Origin of the sequence: Bacillus nitratireducens, from assembly GCF_036320425.1 — a bacterium.
Taxonomy (GTDB): domain Bacteria; phylum Bacillota; class Bacilli; order Bacillales; family Bacillaceae_G; genus Bacillus_A; species Bacillus_A nitratireducens.
On sequence record NZ_JAUMJO010000001.1, the window covers coordinates 1,083,919 to 1,103,957 of the forward strand.

22 protein-coding genes are annotated in these 20,039 nt (G+C 32.8%); 4 read left to right on the forward strand and 18 right to left on the reverse strand.

The annotated features are described in order from the left end of the window. Positions 1-19: 19 nt before the first annotated feature. Complete coding sequence (locus Q3V31_RS05740; protein WP_000446859.1) at positions 20-922, reverse strand: AraC family transcriptional regulator; 903 nt, start codon at positions 920-922, stop codon at positions 20-22. Between the two features lie 137 nt (positions 923-1,059). Between Q3V31_RS05740 and Q3V31_RS05745 the strand changes: the two genes are divergently transcribed. Both Q3V31_RS05745 and Q3V31_RS05750 read left to right on the forward strand, forming a co-directional pair. After that, positions 1,060-1,545, forward strand: a complete 486-nt coding sequence (locus Q3V31_RS05745) for an RNA polymerase sigma factor (RefSeq protein WP_329762731.1) — start codon at positions 1,060-1,062, stop codon at positions 1,543-1,545. A 5-nt stretch (positions 1,546-1,550) separates the two neighbouring features. Next, complete coding sequence (locus Q3V31_RS05750; protein WP_329762732.1) at positions 1,551-2,675, forward strand: anti-sigma factor; 1,125 nt, start codon at positions 1,551-1,553, stop codon at positions 2,673-2,675. Between the two features lie 42 nt (positions 2,676-2,717). On the opposite strand, the gene Q3V31_RS05755 is transcribed toward Q3V31_RS05750, so the two are convergent. The 4 genes from Q3V31_RS05755 to Q3V31_RS05770 form a co-directional block, all read right to left on the reverse strand. Further along, positions 2,718-3,695, reverse strand: a complete 978-nt coding sequence (locus Q3V31_RS05755) for an HD domain-containing protein (RefSeq protein ID WP_329762733.1) — start codon at positions 3,693-3,695, stop codon at positions 2,718-2,720. A gap of 368 nt (positions 3,696-4,063) precedes the next feature. After that, positions 4,064-4,480, reverse strand: coding sequence for a YvaD family protein (locus Q3V31_RS05760; RefSeq protein ID WP_016093106.1), 417 nt, complete (start codon positions 4,478-4,480; stop codon positions 4,064-4,066). Continuing rightward, a complete protein-coding gene (locus Q3V31_RS05765) occupies positions 4,477-4,839 on the reverse strand; it encodes a DMT family transporter (protein WP_329762734.1) in 363 nt (120 codons plus the stop codon). Before Q3V31_RS05765 ends, Q3V31_RS05760 begins: the two co-directional genes overlap by 4 nt. Before the next feature lie 14 nt (positions 4,840-4,853). Beyond that, a complete protein-coding gene (locus Q3V31_RS05770; RefSeq protein ID WP_329762735.1) occupies positions 4,854-5,411 on the reverse strand; it encodes a TetR/AcrR family transcriptional regulator in 558 nt (185 codons plus the stop codon). 577 nt (positions 5,412-5,988) lie between these two features. On the opposite strand from Q3V31_RS05770, the gene Q3V31_RS05775 reads away from it, so the two are divergent. Further along, on the forward strand, positions 5,989-6,879 hold the full coding sequence (locus Q3V31_RS05775; RefSeq protein ID WP_329762736.1) for a CPBP family intramembrane glutamic endopeptidase: 891 nt from the start codon (positions 5,989-5,991) through the stop codon (positions 6,877-6,879). Positions 6,880-6,953: 74 nt separating this feature from the next. On the opposite strand, the gene Q3V31_RS05780 is transcribed toward Q3V31_RS05775, so the two are convergent. Next, complete coding sequence (locus Q3V31_RS05780; RefSeq protein ID WP_329762737.1) at positions 6,954-8,060, reverse strand: metallophosphoesterase; 1,107 nt, start codon at positions 8,058-8,060, stop codon at positions 6,954-6,956. Positions 8,061-8,357: 297 nt separating this feature from the next. Between Q3V31_RS05780 and Q3V31_RS05785 the strand changes: the two genes are divergently transcribed. Beyond that, the gene (locus Q3V31_RS05785; RefSeq protein WP_329762738.1) at positions 8,358-8,903 is read left to right on the forward strand and encodes a TetR/AcrR family transcriptional regulator; all 546 of its coding nucleotides are present in this window, start codon (positions 8,358-8,360) and stop codon (positions 8,901-8,903) included. A gap of 46 nt (positions 8,904-8,949) precedes the next feature. Here the strand turns inward: Q3V31_RS05785 and Q3V31_RS05790 are convergent, their stop codons facing one another. The 12 genes from Q3V31_RS05790 to cysW all read right to left on the reverse strand — a co-directional run bounded on the left by Q3V31_RS05790 (position 8,950) and on the right by cysW (position 20,030). Next, positions 8,950-9,795: a hypothetical protein gene (locus Q3V31_RS05790; protein ID WP_000676008.1), complete on the reverse strand. Its 846-nt coding sequence runs from the start codon at positions 9,793-9,795 to the stop codon at positions 8,950-8,952. A 98-nt stretch (positions 9,796-9,893) separates the two neighbouring features. Further along, the gene (locus Q3V31_RS05795; protein WP_329762739.1) at positions 9,894-10,823 is read right to left on the reverse strand and encodes a hypothetical protein; all 930 of its coding nucleotides are present in this window, start codon (positions 10,821-10,823) and stop codon (positions 9,894-9,896) included. A 341-nt stretch (positions 10,824-11,164) separates the two neighbouring features. Continuing rightward, on the reverse strand, positions 11,165-11,602 hold the full coding sequence (locus Q3V31_RS05800) for a hypothetical protein (protein WP_090812997.1): 438 nt from the start codon (positions 11,600-11,602) through the stop codon (positions 11,165-11,167). 280 nt (positions 11,603-11,882) lie between these two features. Beyond that, positions 11,883-12,044, reverse strand: coding sequence for a hypothetical protein (locus tag Q3V31_RS05805; RefSeq protein WP_170959280.1), 162 nt, complete (start codon positions 12,042-12,044; stop codon positions 11,883-11,885). Between the two features lie 352 nt (positions 12,045-12,396). Next, complete coding sequence (locus tag Q3V31_RS05810; protein WP_090812996.1) at positions 12,397-12,816, reverse strand: Imm44 family immunity protein; 420 nt, start codon at positions 12,814-12,816, stop codon at positions 12,397-12,399. A gap of 564 nt (positions 12,817-13,380) precedes the next feature. Next, a complete protein-coding gene (locus Q3V31_RS05815; protein ID WP_329762740.1) occupies positions 13,381-13,845 on the reverse strand; it encodes a DUF6882 domain-containing protein in 465 nt (154 codons plus the stop codon). A 260-nt stretch (positions 13,846-14,105) separates the two neighbouring features. Then, positions 14,106-14,384, reverse strand: a complete 279-nt coding sequence (locus tag Q3V31_RS05820; protein WP_329762741.1) for a ribonuclease E inhibitor RraB — start codon at positions 14,382-14,384, stop codon at positions 14,106-14,108. Positions 14,385-14,437: 53 nt separating this feature from the next. Continuing rightward, positions 14,438-15,289: a leucine-rich repeat domain-containing protein gene (locus Q3V31_RS05825; RefSeq protein ID WP_329762742.1), complete on the reverse strand. Its 852-nt coding sequence runs from the start codon at positions 15,287-15,289 to the stop codon at positions 14,438-14,440. Between the two features lie 438 nt (positions 15,290-15,727). Next, positions 15,728-17,395 (reverse strand): outer membrane protein assembly factor BamB family protein, encoded by a 1,668-nt coding sequence (locus Q3V31_RS05830; protein ID WP_329762743.1) that lies wholly within the window; start codon positions 17,393-17,395, stop codon positions 15,728-15,730. Further along, positions 17,383-17,640 carry an HNH endonuclease gene (locus Q3V31_RS05835; protein ID WP_329762744.1) on the reverse strand — a complete coding sequence of 86 codons (258 nt, stop codon included), beginning with the start codon at positions 17,638-17,640 and terminating at the stop codon, positions 17,383-17,385. The genes Q3V31_RS05830 and Q3V31_RS05835 overlap by 13 nt, the downstream gene beginning before the upstream one ends. A 446-nt stretch (positions 17,641-18,086) precedes the next feature. Then, the gene (locus tag Q3V31_RS05840) at positions 18,087-19,160 is read right to left on the reverse strand and encodes a sulfate/molybdate ABC transporter ATP-binding protein (protein WP_329762745.1); all 1,074 of its coding nucleotides are present in this window, start codon (positions 19,158-19,160) and stop codon (positions 18,087-18,089) included. Between the two features lie 12 nt (positions 19,161-19,172). After that, the gene (gene cysW / locus Q3V31_RS05845; protein WP_000433836.1) at positions 19,173-20,030 is read right to left on the reverse strand and encodes a sulfate ABC transporter permease subunit CysW; all 858 of its coding nucleotides are present in this window, start codon (positions 20,028-20,030) and stop codon (positions 19,173-19,175) included. Positions 20,031-20,039: the final 9 nt, after the last annotated feature.

A 20,039-nucleotide genomic window follows, 5' to 3' on the forward strand; every position in this document is an offset into this window, starting at 1 on the left:
TGGACGGTCTTTCTTTCTATTATTTCTTCTTCACCGGTATCCAAAGTTCGATTTGAGCGAACTCACTTTTATCTGCATGGGAACGTTCATCATATAGCTCAAACTCATTAACGCCGCAATGTTCGTATCCTGAATGCGGGAACCACTCTGAGAATACAGCATTCCACGTTTGATGAATAGACGATACCATTTCTTCATGAGGAACTTTCGGCGTTGTAAATACTGCATATGTCGCGGCTGGGAATGTACGCTTTGCAACTGCATTTGGTACATTTTCAAAGTCTGTAACTTCCATTCCAATAATATAAGTGAAGTCCCCTGTTTCTAAATTAAAATCAGTACATAATCCTAGCTCTACCCATTGGCTCGTATCTTTACGATTCGGAATCGTCGTTCCAAGATCTTTTTGTAAATATTCTTGCCAAAATGCTGGGATATCTTGATGGTTTTTTCCTTCTTTACTTGTCGTCTTCAGCTCATAACCCGCCATTAAAAATTCTGGTTTATTTACAATACGATATTCCATTTGTATGCCCCCTAAATATGGATTTAACTTTCTTTGTTTTACATTCACTCTATAATACATTGGTGTTTCAATTTCTTGTTTTCGATATTCACTTGGTGTCATTTGAAATAATTTTTTAAAGGCTCTCGTGAACGTTTCGTGAGATTGAAAGCCATGCTCAAATGCGACATCAATAACTTTTTCATCCGTATGAGAAAGTTGATAAGCTGCCCGGGCTAACCTCCTCTTTCGAACATACTCCATTACTGTATCGCCTACTAACGCCTGGAATACACGATGAAAATGCGACTCAGAAAAACCTGCAACACGTGCTAAATTACGCAGCGTTTGTTTTTCCATTACATCTTCCTCAATATAATCAATTGACCTTTGAATTTGTGTTTCATAGCTTTCCATCTCTGTTCACCCGCCTTATATGTATTATGATAAAAGAGAATCCTATCCAATTCTTGACGTTTTTTACTATAATTCCATAAAAAATTGTAACTTTTTTATATGTATTTCGTTGTTATGTATGAAGGGAGGGAAATGTAGTGAAGCGCAAACAATCATTAGAAGAAATTTACTCAGAGCATATGCAAGATTTATTTCGCTATCTTCTCTCCCAAACCGGAGATTCTCATAGTGCTGAAGATCTCATGCAAGAAACATTTTACCGAATGCTCGTCCATATTGACTATTATAAAGGAGAGGAAATTAGGCCATGGTTATTTACAATCGCCTACAACGCCTTTATCGATTGGTACCGAAAAGAAAAGAAGTATAAAACAACGCAAATTGAAGAATTCCATTTACCAAACGTGCCAAGTACAGAACACTCTTATTTCGTAAAACATGAGATTACTAGTTGGTTACAAAGTATATCCTCACTTCCGCTCGAAAGACGAAATGTGTTGCTACTACGAGATTACTACGGATTCTCCTATAAGGAAATAGCAGAAATGACTAACCTCTCGTTAGCAAAAGTAAAAATTGAATTACACCGAGGACGAAAAGAAACGAAAAGCATAAAGGAGTGATACAGATGGGTTGTACAGAGTTTAAAAAACTGTGGGAGAAATACGAAAAAGGAACTCTCACACATGATGAACAAGAACGGTTAGAAAGTCATATTGAGACTTGCGAAGAGTGTGAAGTGCACTTGGATGAATTGCTTGCGAAGAGTGAACCAGTAAAGAAAAGGTTGCCTCCAAAAGATCTTAAAGTTCCATTTTGGAGGATTAAGTGGAAACATCGATTACAAACGGTTGGTTTTATACTAGCAATTTGTATCGTTATATATATGATTGGCGGAGCATTATCTGTCTTTTATTTTCAAGCTGATAATGATAAACGACTAAAAGAAATACGAGATGTTCCTTCTCTTGCACTTGAAGCAACTATCCCAAATAGCCGCGTCATGGGGGGCGGAACAAGTGTAGAGGCTTTCTTTCGAACAAACAGCCAATTTGATTTAGTCAAAACGATTGGTAAAAAAGAAATGCCACTCGGTACAATAGAAACAAGCAGCTTCTTATCTTCTTTAAATATCACACATAAATCTTGGGTGAATATGCACTATCAACCGAACATCCACTTTGTTCATCCAAAAATCAAGCAAGGTGATTATTTGAAAGATGCATCTAAAAAGGTTTGGGATACACTCGCAAAGGTACATGAGGGAACCGTTGCAGAAGTAGCAATATCTTTTGACAAACCTTACACTTTACAAGAATTAGAACCACTTTTATATAGCGTATTTGAAGCACAAGAAATCCCTCCAACTCCTGTATGGTACGCTTTAGATACGGGACAAGAAAGAATAAACGAAGAAGATTTCATCCTATCTGGGGGCGACTTTATAGGATTTCCAGAACATATAGGATTCCTTGATGATGAAACAGAAAATCTGAAAACACAAGAGGCTAAAGTAATTGAAATGATGCGTATTCTTTCTACGCATGAAAAAACTGTAAATAAAGTTGCTATGCTTCCTGAGGATCAGCTGAACTTAGATAAACGTTATAAATATGTAAAAGATAACGGCGTAAAAGTATACGGAATGGTCATTACTGGCCCATCGAAAGAGTTATTAAAATTGCAAAACTCGCCGCACGTACGCTATGCGACTCTTGGAGATATTGAGGTTTGGAATTGGTTTGATCATTAATGAGAAAAAGGTAGAGCATCCCTATTGGATGCTCTACCTTTTTTACTCAGAAATCACTTTCACATACATCCCTCTTACTGCTTTTTCATAAGCGATATCGCTCATCTGTCTTATTTTTTCTGATACGACAGACGCCTGAACGATTTTCCCTTCACGAAGTAAGGGCGGGTCAATGAGACGCACTTTATTTTTCTGATGTAGATCATACTCATCTCTATCTTCTTTTACTTCTATACTTGGATGAACTTTTCTTAATAAAGCATCTACTTCTTGAACTTTACATAGCTGCAATTTCGTAATAAGCTCATGATCTTCAAGAAGAAAATCATCTGGATGGATTATCTTTTTATGAAGGGCTAATTTTAACGTTTTAGCTAACATATCGTTTCCATAAATATTCATTGGTTTCATAAAGAAATCAATTACTTCTTTGTAATACGTCTTCGTAAACCATTCTGCAATTTCAATATTTTGAAGAACCATTTTTCCATTCACTTCGATTAAATCATCTAAAAAATTTTGAGCTTCTTCTAAAGAAATATATCCATATGTATACATATCTCTCAATGTGTAATCCACTCGGTCTGCACATAATTCCGGTGCGGATCTTTCAAGTAATGTCCACTTCGAATCATCTAACAAAATATCTTCATAGTTATAACCATGTTTTGAAAGAATCGCCGGGATTTCCGAGTTTTTCACGACAGAACTAAATATTTCTTCATGATAACTTTCATTTTCGTTATCAAAAACATAATCAATCACATGAGAAAAAGCAGTATGCGATACGTCATGCAGTAAACCAGCAATCTGTTCTTCTACTGAACCACCAAGTTTTTTAATTAACAACATCGCACCAACTGAATGATCAAAGCGCGTTACATTCCATTTCTCATTCATTAAGTAACTTGCTCCGGCTTGATGAACCCCTTTCAGCCTTTGCACAGGTTTACTTAAAATTAATTCTTCTAACACTTTATCTACTTTAAACTCACCGTATATGACATCTGATATGATCACTTAAAATCCCCCTTCATTTCAGCAGAGTCTTCTAATCGTACCTTTTTTATAAAATCGATATCAATATAAATAGTAAATTTAAATATATTGATATAAAATTATCAATATTGTATATTATACATGTCTGTTATTTGTTTTAATTCATTTGTTTTTATTGAGTGCTCCTTATGTGGGACCTTTTTTTATTGAAAAATGTGGGGCCTTTCATTTCTACCAAGCTAAGATATTAAAGTATCCCAAAAAGAAAATTTTATCTCTTCATAGTTGTCCATGGGAATTCAGTTCGTTTTTTTATTTTGAGAAACAATGTACTTCTTAACTTGATGGCGATGTGGCCAGTTCCTTTTCTTCCTCCACTCCGATTATACCTATTGAATTTTCTTCTCTCTTATCTCATGCCAGCCACACTCTCTCCAAATAATTTTTAAATAGAAACATGGATAAACTAATAAATATAAATTAGGAATCCACCAAGAAATATCGAAATCTAAACGTATTGTCCAAAATGCTAGAGCTTGTAATCCTGAACAAAAAGTTAAAATTAATGATACGAACGCAAAATGGCTCCAAATAGGATTTTGTTTAAAGTGCAAATACAAACTTAAAAATCCCGTCAACGAGATTAATAAATCTAAAGGTAGAAAAGACCAATTCCATGCCACTAAAATAGGATTTTGATAATCTTTAAACAAATATTCTTGTGGAATCATATGAAAAATTGTTATGAACCAATACATAACGAACCCAATATCAGTAATAAGGAAAAAATATTTTAAACGGTTCAATGTACACGCTCCTCCACCACTTCTTTTTTCTTCTCTTCATGTGCTGCACTATTAAAATTTAAGATTACAACTCCAATTAAAATAAAAAGAATCGCTAGTATCTTAATTACATTGATACTTTCTCCAAAATAAACAAAACCAATTATTGTAATCGTTACAATTCCCATACCTGACCAAACTGCATATGCAACGGACATCTCCATTCCCTTTAATGCAAATGACAGAAATGAAAAACTTACTACATAAAATACAAAAATAAAAATACTTGGGACAAGTTTCGTTAATCCATCAGATAGTTTCATCGCAGTTGTACCAGCTACTTCAAATAAAATTGCGAAGCATAAATAAATCCACTGCATTATTCTCCCACCTTCTATTTCGAATTGGAAATTCCATACAACAACATGTCCATAATTGATTCAAGCATACTTCCTAATGTATAATCACTCTTTTCAATAAACATAGGATCATATATGCGATTCAGTGCTCCTAAATATACTTCAATAAAAAACGGAACTTGAATTTGTCTAATACTCCCTTCCCTCATTCCCTCCTCTATTAACCGTATTACAGTAGACCAACCTTCACGTAAAAATTGATCTAATTTCAACCATTGATTATAATGGTGCTTTTTTAGTTCTACTAATAAACGTGCATCCATGAATTTAAATTGTTGTGGAATGCAAATTAAAATGCTTCTTATTTTTTCAACTGTTTGTAACGTATCATCTTCAGCGATATTTTTTTCCTTTTCTTGAATACTTTCTATAACATTGAGAATAACTTCATCTACTATTTCATCTTTTGAAGAGTAGTGCTCATAGATTGTCCTCTTACTCACAGCTAATTGTTTTGCTAAGTCACTAATTGTAAATGTAAATCCCTTCGTTTGAATTTGATAAATTGTTTCTGTTAATATTCTTTGTTTCATAATCCGCCCCCTAAACCTTTGGTACCCATTCAGTTTTATTGGTACCATTTTATTTTACAATATTTAACACTATCTGCACAACCAGTATTTCACAAACTCTCTTTTATTTAACGAATTAAAATCGCGTCTGTTAGTTCTCCTAGTTCAGCTATTTAATATCTCAATCGTTGTTTCAGTAAACCAAAAAATGGTAAAATATAAGGTTACTGAGGACGATAAAGGTACATTTATAGTATCTTGATCACATAAATTTAAGAAATTAGGTGTGGAAAGTAAAAAACTACATGCACAGTTACAATTTGTTTATGCAGAGGTTTATGAAAAATAAGGGGCCATACCCGACTGTTCAACAATCGGGCTAATTTGCAGGGTAATACTGATACATGAAGCTCTAGATAAAGTTAAACGCAACTCTATAGTTTTTAGGAATTACGTCGCATACTGTTAGAAATTTGATAACATAAGCATATTATTGAATTTCATCAAAAAATATTGCCTAAATAATGATAGGTACAATGCAGCGGACGAAGCCACTTGGAAACTAATTTATAATTATAGTATGAAAGGTAGGATAACTATGAGTAGTTATTTTCCAAAAGTGGGGAAGTTAATTGGTGGGATAATTATGCTTATTATTTTTCTTTCATCTCTTTGGCTTATATGGACTGGAGAAACAAACATTCGTTATAGTGGAGATCATAAGGGCACGATGCCTTTTTGGAACAAGTGGATCCCTGTTATTGTCGGTATACTCCTTGTCCGTTTCTTACCATTTCATCATAAAAACTATAATCCCCTTCAACAGTCTGAACCAAGGCGCATCATGATTCAAGCTATTGTCTTATTCTTGAGTGGATCCCTCTTCACGATTAGTCTTCTCACCACGAACTTTGAAGAGATGGCATTACAATTGTGGTTTATGATATTTAAAATTATTTTATTATTATTCACCCCATTAATGCTTCTTTTGTTTTATAAAAGTAACCCTAAAAAAGAGCGACCAAGATCTGTAAAATCAATAGAGAATAATAGATGGTATCGTTTTACACCACTTATTGTCATTATAATCTGGGGTTACTTCAACTTCTTTTCTGCATTCTCTACACCATTTGTTTCAGCGAGAATGGAACCCACGGTTTTAATCTTAATTTTACTCGTAGGGTTTCTTATAAATAGTGTACTTGAAGAGCTTTTTTATAGGGTTTGGTTGCAAACACGTTTGGAATTATTACTAGGTATTTGGCCGGCTATTCTTCTTACTTCATTGTTATGGGCGAGCTGGCATATCGCATTACACGGCTCTGGTCATTGGGATGTTGATACAGCTACGGTCATTGCAAACCATGGTATCGTAGGTCTATTCCTAGGATGTTTGTGGGCACGTTATCGCAAGGTATGGGCAATTATTATTGTCCATGGACTAATTAATGCACATCCACAACAACTAATTGAGATTATATTCAAGTAAAGGGCGCGATTGCGAAATAAAAACTAAAATGGGCTATACATATTAATCATGTATAGTCCCTTTTATATATAACCCTATGCAAAAGTAACCTCCACCTGTACAATTTCCGACCTACTTCCAAGTCTTAATGGTGGTCCCCAGAATCCAAATCCAGAAGAAACAATTGCGTGGAATGCACCTTTTTGTGCGTATCCCCAGTCTAGTTCGTACATTCTTCTCGTCACAATATGGTTCGGCGCCATTTGTCCGCGATGCGTGTGACCGGATAGTAGTAAATCAACGCCAGCATCCGCTGCTTGTTTCAATTCAAATGGTTGGTGATCCATTGCGATAACAGGAAGCGATTTATCTACCGTACTCATTAGATTTTCAAAACTCTGACGATCACGCTCTGTTTTATCTCTTCTTCCAACGAGATAAAAATCATCTTCAATTGTAATCACTTCATCTAACAGAATACGAATATCAATCTTATCCATCTCTTGTAAAAACTCAGGAACAGCTCGGCCGTAATACTCATGGTTTCCTAACACACCATATACGCCTAATGGAGCTTTCATTTGTTTCATAATTGGTCCCATATTTTTTTGAATGAACACACCTGGATGATCATCGATAATATCTCCTGGCAATAAAATAATATCCGGCTCCATCTCATTTACATGACGAACGAGTCTCTTTAAATGAGCAACTCCAGACAGTTTACCGAAATGCATATCAGAGGCCATCGCAATGCGTAAACTTTTACGCCCTTCTACTTTTTTCGGTATGTGCACTTCGTACTTTCTTACTACTGGACTATATGCGTTGAATACTCCATACGCAAAAATTAAGATGAACGCAAGTAACACGGCCGATCCTGTCCAAATAATTGCCGCTTCTTTCTCCACTGAAAACTGTAAAAGAAAGACCATAATATCAGCTAACGGTAATAACATAAGTGCGTATTGTATGACCGCAAACCAAATTGAACCGACCGTTCGTAAAAATGGCAAGAACTTAAACACTTGTACGAGAATATACGCATATGAAATGAAGCCAACTACGAAAGCGTAATATCCCCAAGATTCCCAGCCGAACACCGTACTGAGCCAAACCCATCCGTTCCAGCCGATGTAAAACATGAGTAGTGTGTATACAATTAAAATAGTGAATATATTGAGATAACGAAAATTTTTCACTGCTAGCCTCCTTATTGATTTCTTCTATTATAACTTGTTATGTGCCTAGAACGTAAATAGTAAGCAAATCAAAGTGATTTTCTTCTTACTTGTAATCTTCCCGCATTATCATACACTTCTCTTTGTAACCGCTATATTCAAAGCACCTTTATTTTTCTGTTTTACACTTGTGAGAGTTAATACTCACGTGTATATTTATAATAAAGTGAGCATGAATCCGTTTCAATGACCACATTTAATTATTCGAGTATTAATACACACATTACAAGATTTGTGTATTAAAGAACGGAGGAACATATGGAGAAAATCGATAGAAGAATTATAAAATCACAAACCGCAATTCAATCTGCATTTATAGAAATGTTAATTGAAGATGGCTTTGACGAAATTACAGTAAAAAACATTACAGAAAAAGCAAACATCGGGAGAAAAACCTTCTACCTACACTACCTAGATAAATACAATTTATTAGACAAAATTGTGGACGACCATTTAAATCAATTAAGAGAAATATGCGATATAAAACAAACAAAAGGTTATATAGAAGGAACTGTCATATGGTTTGAATACTTCAAAGAACACAAACCATTTTTCGCAGCGTTATTTAGAAGCAACAGCACATTATTATTTCAGAAAAAGTTACTAACTTTTATCATGGGTGAACTAGAGAAAAAACTAAATACAAATACGTCAGTGAATAAAAACATTGATAAACACATCGTTTTAAAGTTTTTAGGAACAGCTGTTATGGGCATTTTGGAATCTTACGTATTGGATGAAATTGATAATGATGTTGAGTATGTTGCGACGCAAGTTGGGGAATTGATGAAGAGGAATATATAACGGTTATGAAAAAGTGCACCCGAATTGTTGGGTGCACTTTTTATATTTATTTAAGTAACTCAACATAATACAGCGTATCATCCGTCTGAAAATACATAACAGATCCGCGGCTATAATAAGTAACAAATTGAATCGGTTCTCCTAGTTCATTACGAAGATTCATATCATGCACATGATTATTATTTAAATCATAAACAACCAACTTTTTATCTCGAGTAATGAATACTACTTTATCTTGAGCGACCGCAAAACTTTCCGACCATATTTCCTTAATTACATTTATTTCATTCCATGACATATGAATTTTTTTATCTTTCATTTGAACTAAAGGAAATTCTGAATAATAATAGAGCCAAACGTCTCCATCTATAACGTTCATTGCGTAACAATCATCTATAGGAGGTACATTAAACCTTTCTACATATTGATCATAACTATCAAAAATCAATTGACCTTTAGAGTCAAAAGCAACTATACCATTCACTCCAATTGGGCACTCTCCGAAAACCCCTTCATCACAATAACTAACCCATATATCTTCATTCACATCAACCTGACAATCTTGAATCCCTTCTCCGGCATAAAACTTACAATGTTCACTTCCGTCCGAATTATAAATAACCGCATTATCTTCTTCATAATTAAATATAAGTAACCATCTCTCTCCAATTCGTTGCATACATTGGACAGATTCAACATCGATATCTACGTTTAAATTGAAACTCTTTCTATTTACATTATTTTTATCCAAATAAATAATACAAGGTCGATTCTGCTTGTCTTGTACTAGTAACATTACATTTTGTTTATAATCCAAACTCATTTTTTTAAACTGATAGGCTTCAACAATAGACTTAAAACTTATTAACTCTTTACATATAATACCTTTCATATAGATGAAAATCCTCTCATTGATTCTAAACATAAAAATAAGCGTCAAACTTCTATACTTTTAATAAGTTTGACGCTCGCTCTCAATCACTTCTCTATTTATTCTCCCTCTTCTAAAATCCCATATTGCTCCCAACAAAATATTCGTTTCCCTTTAACAGCATATATTGTTTGATCCCTTGAAAAAATATACTCAAATTGAATAGGATTTCCATCGCTATCTACTGTTAACAGAGTTGCTAATTTTTTAATTACAAGTGAATATGCATGTATCTGATTGTTATCTACACCAAAGATAATATTATTTTGTACTTTTAAATATAGTGATGTATGATTCAATGTTGTTTCATACAGAATAACTTGTTCGCATCGTTCTTTATTAATCTGTGTGAATGAATACGTTCCTTGCTCGTTATAGTAAGACATTAAAATATCACCTGTCTTCTGTATATGTATTGCTGTACAATCACAGACAGATCTCTTTATTAAATTATTAAATTCATTAGTAATTAAATCGCCATTCTTAGAAAAAATAGCTAATCCGCTCTTTTCAAATTTATTAATATTATATATATTTTCCCAATCTATCGAATCAAACTCTTCATCTGAAATAAACAATTCCTCTACAGAAGTAAATATACCTTCTTCACTATACCCAACCAATAAATGTTCTTCTTCATCAACTTGAAAATATTTTATTCCATTTCCTAAGTAATATGAAGCAACGATGTTTCCTTTTTTATCAAAAATTGTAGCCGTTGTATCTTCCTTTTTCTCAACGAAACTTTTAACCAAAATCCAATTTTCTCCTAAAGGTTGAATGAAGTTAAAATATTGATTATTTTCTATAGTATATTGTTTCAAAACGCCAGATTTCAACGAGTGTATAATTTTATAATAATAAATGTCTGTAACCTTTTTATCCAATACTAAAATTATAATATCTTGTTTATTTCCCGGTGTAATACAGAGAATTTCCCCTTCTACACATGAAAAATCCATCCGCTGATTAAATACAATTTTCCCCACAACTAACAAACCTCCAATGAATCAATAATAATCTAATTCCTATCACTCCTGGAAACCTTCTTTTTATTTATACTTTTACAATCGATCCAAGCTGCTTCCCATCACTGAATGTTGCTGTTACAGAGTTTATTTCTTTTCCACTCTCTACAACTTTAACACTTGTACGGTTTCTAAAACTATCCTATATGCAAGATTCACTTCTTCCCTCTTGTAATGTCGTGTTTAAAACGTTAGTGCATTGGATCATAATCCATAAAAAAAAGAAGAACCTACGTCAGCTCTTCTTTTTAGAAATCACGTTTCTATTATGAATTTAAATATTCAGCTGAACATCCACTTTTTCATAAATTCTCTTTTATATACTTTTTAGCTACTTCATTATTTGGGTCATCTTTTAATATTTCTTTTGCCCAATTCATAGCTGATTTCTCTTCAAAAACATTCTCTGGAATACCAGCAAAAAACAATAAAAACTCTCTATATTGCATATTATTAGGCTCCAATTCTATACACCTCTTTGCATGATAAAAAGCAGCTAAATATGCACCTTCCAAATGACATAGTGGGTGACATAAAATATATGATGCTAGTGAATGTAATCTAGCATCACTTCGACTCTCTAAATAACTAGTCAAGAACGTGTATACAATAATATTAGGTTCATTAAAAGACCATTCCATTAATAAGTCTTCTAATTCCTCAATACTTATTTTATTTGCATGTGCTATCGCATTTTCAATATCTCCTCGATAAATTTCATCTTTTAACAAATCATGCATTATTTCACCACCCATTCGATATATATCTTCTCTTCTTCACATACGTAACCGTTACCTGTTTCCCTTTTACTTTCATTTATTTTTATTAATAATAAGACGAGGCTCTATTTCTTTTAAGTTTTTAGAAAGATATTTAAAACGATAAAAAAAAGCGTAGTAGTTACTACTACAACACTTTTAATACATTCAAATCTATTTCATAAAAAATAAGCACATTAGTTATCTAAATAATACTGTGATGCACTTATAAATAGTTCTAATTTTATACTCCTACTGCTATTTATTCCATAATACGTTCTTCCGCATAACAAACAAATACTTGCTTTTCCGAACGTAAAGATACTATATAATACTCATTTTCAAAATTATCATGTTCATCTAACACTAGAAAATATTCGTTATTTTCCGTTGCAGGTTTGTGTATTTCAATGTATGTGTCCATGGTTTCTCCTTAAAAATAATTTTTTACATCACCATGACATATATAAAGAGAGAAGAGCTTATATAAGCTCTTCTTTCTAAAAATCATTTCTCTATTTATTTCCCCTCATACTTCACACCTTCTCACGAAAGTTCTCCAGTAAAGAATAAATAAACTATTATAACGCCTAAACCTATCGAAAATATTCTAAACAAATAATAACTTATAGTTAGAATAATTGGAAACGCACTTGTCAAACTGAACAATGCAATAAACATACGATTTTCTTTATAAGTCTTTTTATCTATTTTTAATCCTAACCATATAAAACTAATACCTATAAAAAAAGCACACAAATCTAAAAGAAAATCTATCATAATTCGAGAAAACTCGCTTTAATATCAAAAACTTGTAAAATATCTTGTTCTAACTTTATTGCATTAAAATCAGACTTTGCCCTCTTACCCAATATCCTAATAGATTGAATAATGTTTTTGATTATTAATATTTTTCTCCCTGAATAATCTGCCAACAAAAATGTTTCATAATCAATCCTTAATCTAAAATCTGCTTCTTTACTCTTCCTTTTAAAGAGCTTTCTTTCTTTATGAAAACCCGCATCTTCATATTCCGGAGTTATGTTAACTACTATAGGGATTATAGCTATTTCTTCTACTTCGCTACCATAATTATTACTATTTAATTTTTCAAGGTCACTACTGATTTCTGAAATTATATTTATAAATTCCTCAGCAATGTCCCCTTCTAATTCACCACTTAAAAAAAACCTCATAATCACTCACCCTTTTCAATAATCGCTTTTATTTAGCGGGGGACGATTTCCATTTTAACACTAGTACGGTTTCCAAATCCATCGTATGTGTATGATTTACTTGTTCCGTTTTGTAATGTCTCGTTTAAAATTTAATTCATTGAATCACGAACCATAAAGAAAGAAGAGCCACTTTCAGCTCTTCTTTCTTTGTAAATCCTTATATTATCATCAATAATTATTTTCTTCTTAATCTCTCAAGTACTTACACAATAAGTTATAATCCAAAATTACTATATACATCATAAAAAATCGAATATAATATAGCTGCTCCTACACCAATCGAAAATATCTTAAACAAATAAAAACTGAAAGACAGTACGATTGGGAATGGTGTTAATAAAGAAAATAGCAGTGAGTTAACACGCTGCTTTTTAAAAGTTTCTTTATCTATTATAATTCCAAAAATTATAATTCCACAGGCTATAAAAAAACACAGTACCATAAAAAAATGTCTTCCATATATCTCTCCTACTTTATTATTATTTTTTAAAGAGCCTTATCCATATTTTTAGTAGGCTCTACTTACAATCCATTCGGTAACATAACAGCCATAAACAAGTCACTTCTCTCACCTGGTGCTATATATATTCCTTCTGCATCTAAATATTCAATGGAAAAGGCTGCTAGCTCATACGCCATTTCTTGATCGCATTCAAAAAGTGAATTTATAAAAACCTCACTTCCTGTAATCTTTTGTAAATCTTTCAAACAGTTAGACTTACTTCTTGCATAATCAGCCACATTCTCATTAGCCCAAGACCACATCCAACTGTTACTCTTTCCAGACCAAGAACCTATAAAAACAACACTAAATTCAAGTAACACTTGACCACTTTTTTTAAACTGTAATATACATTGATCTTGATCATACCAATACTCATCAAAGTTATAGATATTATAATCCGAAATGAATTTTTGCTGTTTACTTTCTAACTTGTCATAACACATAACAAGATAATTCTCGAATTGTTCATTTGTCATTGCCACTTATCACATGCTCCTTTACTTCAAGATTCCCGCTACAAACAATATATCTTACTCTCTCAAAACCTATATAAAGTGAAACTTTAATCAGCCCTCACCAATTGGGCTTTTACGGGCAGACTGTCCCCCACATATCATATACGTTTCTACCACTAAGCTATCTTAATATATACAAAGAAACAAGAGCTTATATAAGCTCTTGTTTCCATAAATAGTTTCTTTACTCAGTCTAATTTATTTTATCACGATAAGTAAATTCACTATTACACAAATGCACCCCAACCATCTGTATATCCACCAAACTCTTCACCCCGTTTATTCAATTCCTTTTGCATCTCTTCAATATCCTCATAAATTAAGAACATTTCTTTAGAACAAGTACAAGTCCAATCTTCAAATTCTTCATTATAATCTAATTCACAATTTAAGCCCTGCTCTTGTAATTTGCCAATTATTTTTTCTCCATTACCTTGATCAGGAATTGCAATAAAGAAATCCACTATATGTTTTTTATTAAAATCTATACCTTGTTTATATAACATATTTAATACTTATCCATCTTCATCTTTTGGGAATTTCATTTTTTCTCCTTTCATTATACCTTTTTAAAAGATAACTTTTTATTTGAATAATGTTTCTTATCTGTAAAGCTCACATATTCTATTCCTTCACAAAAACTTAAATCTCCATCGACAACAGTACTACCTACAAAAGAAAAACAATTTAGTTCTTTTAATTTTTTTATAAAACCTATTGTTGGTATATCTCCGCAGTCTAATAAACGTAATATTTCTAGAGACTCTAAATATTGAATACTACAGAATGTTTCTATATTTTTACACATCTCAATTTCCAAACTAGTCAATTTTTCACTTGTATATTTTAGAGATTCTATTGATTTTAATGTACGAAGATAAAATAATTGTAAAGACTTTAAATTTCCGAAACTTTCAATTCCACTAAGTGAATCAATTTTTGATTGAGTAATTTTAAAGTATTCTAGCCCTCGTAATTTTTCTAATTCCTTCAAGTCTCTATTTTTAGGATTGTATTTCCATAAAGAAAGTGATTTTAAATTCGTTAGTTCCTCTAAGCCTGTCACTTTTTTATCACAGTACATCGCCAAGCTCTCTAAGTTTGTTAATTTATTTAACTCTAATTTAAAATTAGAGTCTATTACTGCTATATCTTGAAGTTTATTCAAATTATATATACTAGATACATCTTTTAAAAACATGTTATCTAACATTAAATGGGTAATATTTTCACACTCACTTAAAAAGTTAATATCTTCCAATTCGTAGTACATATCAGATATTTGCACTCCAGAAATATTAAACATATTAATATATTCTATACATTCACCTAAGTTTTTTTGAGATACTAATACAGTTTCCCCATGTTCATCTTCTCTTACATAAAAACCATTTTTGTATTTTAAGTTCATCTACTACTCCTTAATATCATGTTTATGTGTCGTATGTTCTATAAAAAAATAATTACTATACAAATGAGGTTATTCTCCTCATTATACTTATTTTCACAAATAGAATGGCATATTAATTCATTTTATATCATCTTAATAGCAATAATCCAAACACCTATTTTCACAATAAAAAGACTATCTAAAATTTAATTTAAAATAGTCTTTCATTATATATTACCCTACAACTTGCGTTCCTCATCCATCATAACTAACATATATATAGATTTAGAATAGGGTGATAACACTTTTATTTTAGAACTTACTCCTGATTTCAAGACATTCATTAACAATCTATATTAACTATTGCTGATAGATATTAGTTCTCACCGTTTTTTTATTTGTAAAAAGAGAAGCTGCACAGTTTGAACTATACAGCTTCTCTTTTTTCTAAATACCTTGTTATCTTTCGCGTACTTCAAACACATTTCCACTAATACAAGTAAAATACAATAAGTTATTTGTTTTAATGACCTCATATATGGAATCAGAATCCAAAATAAACTTTGGTAAATATAATGTGAATTCTACCTTACCAGATTTTATGTCTAAGCATTTTACTTCAAGTTCATGTGAAGACATATAAACCTTATCCTCCACATATCTCGGAGCTCTTATCACGTCATGTTCAAACCTTGTTTCCCACTTAATTTGGTTATGTACTAAATCTATACAATATACTCTTCCATTATCCATAACTGCAACACACATATTATCAACTAAGTTAGGTTCAAGTTGTATTTCACCTGATAATAAACATTGATATATTTCCTTACCATCGTCTACTCCAAAAAATTGAAGACATATTTTCGTTTCTGCATCCTCCATATCATATATAGACCTAACCAAACCTATCTTTAAGCTATCAGCTACCACATATAAATAATCCTCTTCTTCAATCTCTATCTCAAAGATTAATTCTGGTGATTCTTTTTTCAAATCCCACCTTTGAACACGCTCCATTCCCACTATTAAAGCCATATGATTTTCTATATATGTAGGAGTATTGGGGCGACAATCAATATTTTCTCTCCATAAAATATTACTATTAAAGTCAACAGCTGTCATACAAACTATATAGGGATCAATTATTTCTCCGTCTTCATAACATTCTCCTATCAGAACATAATAATCAGAAAACAGTCGCATCTTCAAATTTTCTCCACCAATTCCAGTATATACAGTCTGTTTCTCTTTTCCTGTTTGAATATCTAATATGATGTTCAAACCGTAATCCATCACAACCATTACGTCTAATACATTATTTGGTAGGAGATAAACCCCTTTTATTTCTCCTTCCAATTCTAACTCCCATAATTTCTTTCCATCTTTTGCAGACATGCACACAAGTTTTGATTCTTCCTCTTCTCTACTAATATCTCCTACAAAAACCTTATCATCTTGTTGACAAAATACAATTCCACTCTCAACAAAATTGAGATGTTCCGTCCAAAGTGTTTTTTTATTCAACATGTCTATTTTACTAAACTTATGCTCTGGTCCATTTCCAACATATAAACAGTCGTTGTCACTTGAGAATTGAGGAAGAATTTCTATATTCCTTTCATTTTTTAGGTCACTCCAACTTATTTCATAACGACTTTCACTTGAATATTCCCGATAAACATTCAAGTTTCCAGTAGTAATGAAGTCCTCATCTAGCTTTTCTAAGTCAATTATCTGTTTATAAGCGGCATTCAACTTAAAATCTTCTGGTACTTTACTAATTAATTTCTCTATATGCTCCTTACAAAAATCAAATACAACATTAAAAAACTGTACTCTTTCAACTGAAATAATTTCTTTACTACTTCTAATATTGATCATATTTTCTTGTTGAATAAATCTTAAAGTCTTCTCATAGTTATCTAAGAATAATGTAGCCTCTTTATACTTTAAAAGATCTACCCACTCATCAAAAAATTGTATTAAGGGCTCTATGATATTAGTCTCTTCTTCATAAATGATTTTTTCATCTATGAGGAAAATTATTTTACCTCTTAGCATTTCCAACTCGTCTTCATTAAAATATTCCAGTTTTATATTAAATCCTTCTTTTATTTCCCCCATAATGCTCTACCTCCAGTATGGCCAGTTTTTTGATGTGTCCAAGTATTAACTAATTGCATGTCTCCTGGATTTTGATGGTGATGCCACGTATAACTTTTTGGATTTTTTCCAGACCGTATTAGTTTTAACTCAGCTATATTAAACTTGCTTTGATATTTCTTATATGCTTCTTTATTTAAATAATCAAATTGGGATGCATTACTTTTTTCCAATAATATTGCGGAAGCTTCATAAACTCCCTGCATATGTATGCAACAACCTCTCCTGATTGTTGATTCATATTTGACTCATTCTTATACGATTTCGGTAATACAAAGACATCTTCTTTCTTCTCATCTAAGAATTTAATGAATTTTAGAAAGAAACTCAATTAAAAAAATGGAAGATTTTAAAGAAAGATATCAATTCCGACTCTTTATCGACAATTTTCCATTTTCTATTCCATAATTCATTACATTGAATTAAAATATATTTATATACAAATAATCATTAAACAAGGTGTACTATCTACCTTATTTACGTTTAATAAATAAGGGGAATACAAGAAATTAAACCCATAAAATCTCTTTCCTTCATTACCTATTCCTCTTAATATACCGATCAGTAGCATCAATTTTTTCTAAAAATCCTTATCCCAGACACAAAATAATACATCCCCTATACGTACTCATATAGGGACTGCACCTTATTATTAAATAACAAAATCCTCCGGAATAAACACTTTCACTTCTCTCGGATGTACGTATACAAAATCACCTGTTTGAATGCCTAGCTGTCTAAACTGTTCTTTACTAATTTCTGCTTCTAGATACTCATCTGTTCCGTCGCGCTTCAATTCTACATATACGACAGGGCCAACTGCATGAGAGTATGTTACTTTCGCAGGGATGGCATCTATACTTTGTTTCGTACGATCGATTGATAGGTGGTGTGGTCTTACATATCCCACTCCGTCTACGTTTGAAACGTGCTTATGCTCTGGTGCTTCTAGTTCCACTGATCCTACATTTAGCTTACCTTTATGAACGCGGCCGTGAAATAAATTTACGTTTCCTAAAAAGTCGTATACGAACGGGCTTGCCGGTTTTTCATATACTTCTTCCGGTGTTCCCATTTGTTCAATACGTCCTTCATTCATTACAACGATGCGGTCCGCAACGTCTAACGCTTCTTCTTGGTCATGCGTTACGAATACGCTCGTAATTTGAAATTCGTCATGTAGTTTCCGGAGCCATCTTCGCAATTCTTTCCGTACTTTTGCATCAAGTGCACCAAACGGTTCATCAAGTAATAAAATTTTCGGTTCTACTGCAAGTGCCCGGGCTAGCGCGATACGTTGACGTTGTCCGCCAGATAATTGCGCTGGATAACGTTTTGCGAAACCCTCCATTTTTACTAGCTTCAATAATTCTGTTACTTTTTCTTCTATTACTTCTGCTGAGGGCCTTATACTTTTCTTTCTTACTTTTAAACCGAAAGCGACATTTTCAAATACATTCATATGTTTAAAAAGTGCATAGTGCTGAAAAACAAAACCGACTTGCCTGTTTTTCACGTGAATATTTGTTAAATCTTCTCCATCAAATGAAATCGTGCCTCCATCCGCTTCTTCTAATCCTGCAATAATTCGTAATAACGTCGTTTTCCCAGAACCTGATGGGCCTAATAAAGCGACCAGTTCACCTTTTGGAATATCCAAATGAATGTCTGTCAGCGCTTGAAATGTACCATATTGTTTTGACACATTTTGAATTTGAATACTCATCGCACTCACTCCTTATTGTCGTTTTTCCATTCTCCATTCAATCCAGTTTTTTATAACGAGCGTAAAAACTGCGATGAGTGACATTAAAGTCGCCACAGCGAACGCTGCTGAAAATTGATATTCATTGTACAAAATTTCAATATGAAGCGGCATCGTATTTGTAACGCCGCGCACGTGACCAGACACAACGGAAACTGCCCCGAACTCACCAATAGCCCGGGCGTTACATAAAATCATGCCGTATAAAAGGCCCCATTTTATATTTGGTAATGTAACTCGCCAAAACATTTTCCAGCCGCTTGCGCCAAGTGATAGAGCTGCTTCTTCTTCACTTTTCCCTTGCGCCTGCATGACCGGGATTAATTCACGCGCAACGAACGGAAACGTAACAAAGATTGTCGCAATGATAATACCAGGGACAGAGAAGATGAGTTTTATCCCATGTTCCATTAACCATCCGCCAAAGGCTGCACGAGGTGTAAAAAGTAAAACAAATACTAATCCCGCAATGACTGGTGATACAGCAAACGGCAGTTCAATAAGAGATAATAATAGTTGCTTTCCTTTAAACTGAAACTTTGTAATAAGCCAAGCCGCTGCTATTCCGAATATCGTATTCAGCGGCACAACGATTAAAGCAACGAGAAGTGTTAACCTGATTGCCAAAAATGCTTCTTGATCTGTTACTGCGGCAATATATACATCAATTCCTCTTTCGAACGCTTTCATAAAAATTGTCACGAGCGGCAGTAATAGAAAGAGAGATAAAAATAAAATTGTTATCGTAATGAATAAAATTGGTACAAACTTAGATTCTTTTTTAACTGATACGCTTTTTACTATTTTCTTTTCTAATAATGTTGGTTCCATTTTCTCCCC

Excerpts from the sequence above, each read along its gene's own strand:
- Q3V31_RS05740 (WP_000446859.1), bottom strand. The coding sequence starts at position 922 with ATGGAAAGCTATGAAACACAAATTCAAAGGTCAATTGATTATATTGAG.
- Q3V31_RS05750 (WP_329762732.1), top strand. The coding sequence starts at position 1,551 with ATGGGTTGTACAGAGTTTAAAAAACTGTGGGAGAAATACGAAAAAGGA.
- Q3V31_RS05765 (WP_329762734.1), bottom strand. The coding sequence starts at position 4,839 with ATGCAGTGGATTTATTTATGCTTCGCAATTTTATTTGAAGTAGCTGGT.
- Q3V31_RS05770 (WP_329762735.1), bottom strand. The coding sequence starts at position 5,411 with ATGAAACAAAGAATATTAACAGAAACAATTTATCAAATTCAAACGAAG.
- Q3V31_RS05775 (WP_329762736.1), top strand. The coding sequence starts at position 5,989 with ATGAGTAGTTATTTTCCAAAAGTGGGGAAGTTAATTGGTGGGATAATT.
- Q3V31_RS05785 (WP_329762738.1), top strand. The coding sequence starts at position 8,358 with ATGGAGAAAATCGATAGAAGAATTATAAAATCACAAACCGCAATTCAA.
- Q3V31_RS05790 (WP_000676008.1), bottom strand. The coding sequence starts at position 9,795 with ATGAAAGGTATTATATGTAAAGAGTTAATAAGTTTTAAGTCTATTGTT.
- Q3V31_RS05800 (WP_090812997.1), bottom strand. The coding sequence starts at position 11,602 with ATGCATGATTTGTTAAAAGATGAAATTTATCGAGGAGATATTGAAAAT.
- Q3V31_RS05805 (WP_170959280.1), bottom strand. The coding sequence starts at position 12,044 with ATGGACACATACATTGAAATACACAAACCTGCAACGGAAAATAACGAA.
- Q3V31_RS05810 (WP_090812996.1), bottom strand. The coding sequence starts at position 12,816 with ATGAGGTTTTTTTTAAGTGGTGAATTAGAAGGGGACATTGCTGAGGAA.
- Q3V31_RS05820 (WP_329762741.1), bottom strand. The coding sequence starts at position 14,384 with ATGTTATATAAACAAGGTATAGATTTTAATAAAAAACATATAGTGGAT.
- Q3V31_RS05825 (WP_329762742.1), bottom strand. The coding sequence starts at position 15,289 with ATGAACTTAAAATACAAAAATGGTTTTTATGTAAGAGAAGATGAACAT.
- Q3V31_RS05830 (WP_329762743.1), bottom strand. The coding sequence starts at position 17,395 with ATGGGGGAAATAAAAGAAGGATTTAATATAAAACTGGAATATTTTAAT.
- Q3V31_RS05835 (WP_329762744.1), bottom strand. The coding sequence starts at position 17,640 with ATGCAGGGAGTTTATGAAGCTTCCGCAATATTATTGGAAAAAAGTAAT.
- Q3V31_RS05840 (WP_329762745.1), bottom strand. The coding sequence starts at position 19,160 with ATGAGTATTCAAATTCAAAATGTGTCAAAACAATATGGTACATTTCAA.
- cysW (WP_000433836.1), bottom strand. The coding sequence starts at position 20,030 with ATGGAACCAACATTATTAGAAAAGAAAATAGTAAAAAGCGTATCAGTT.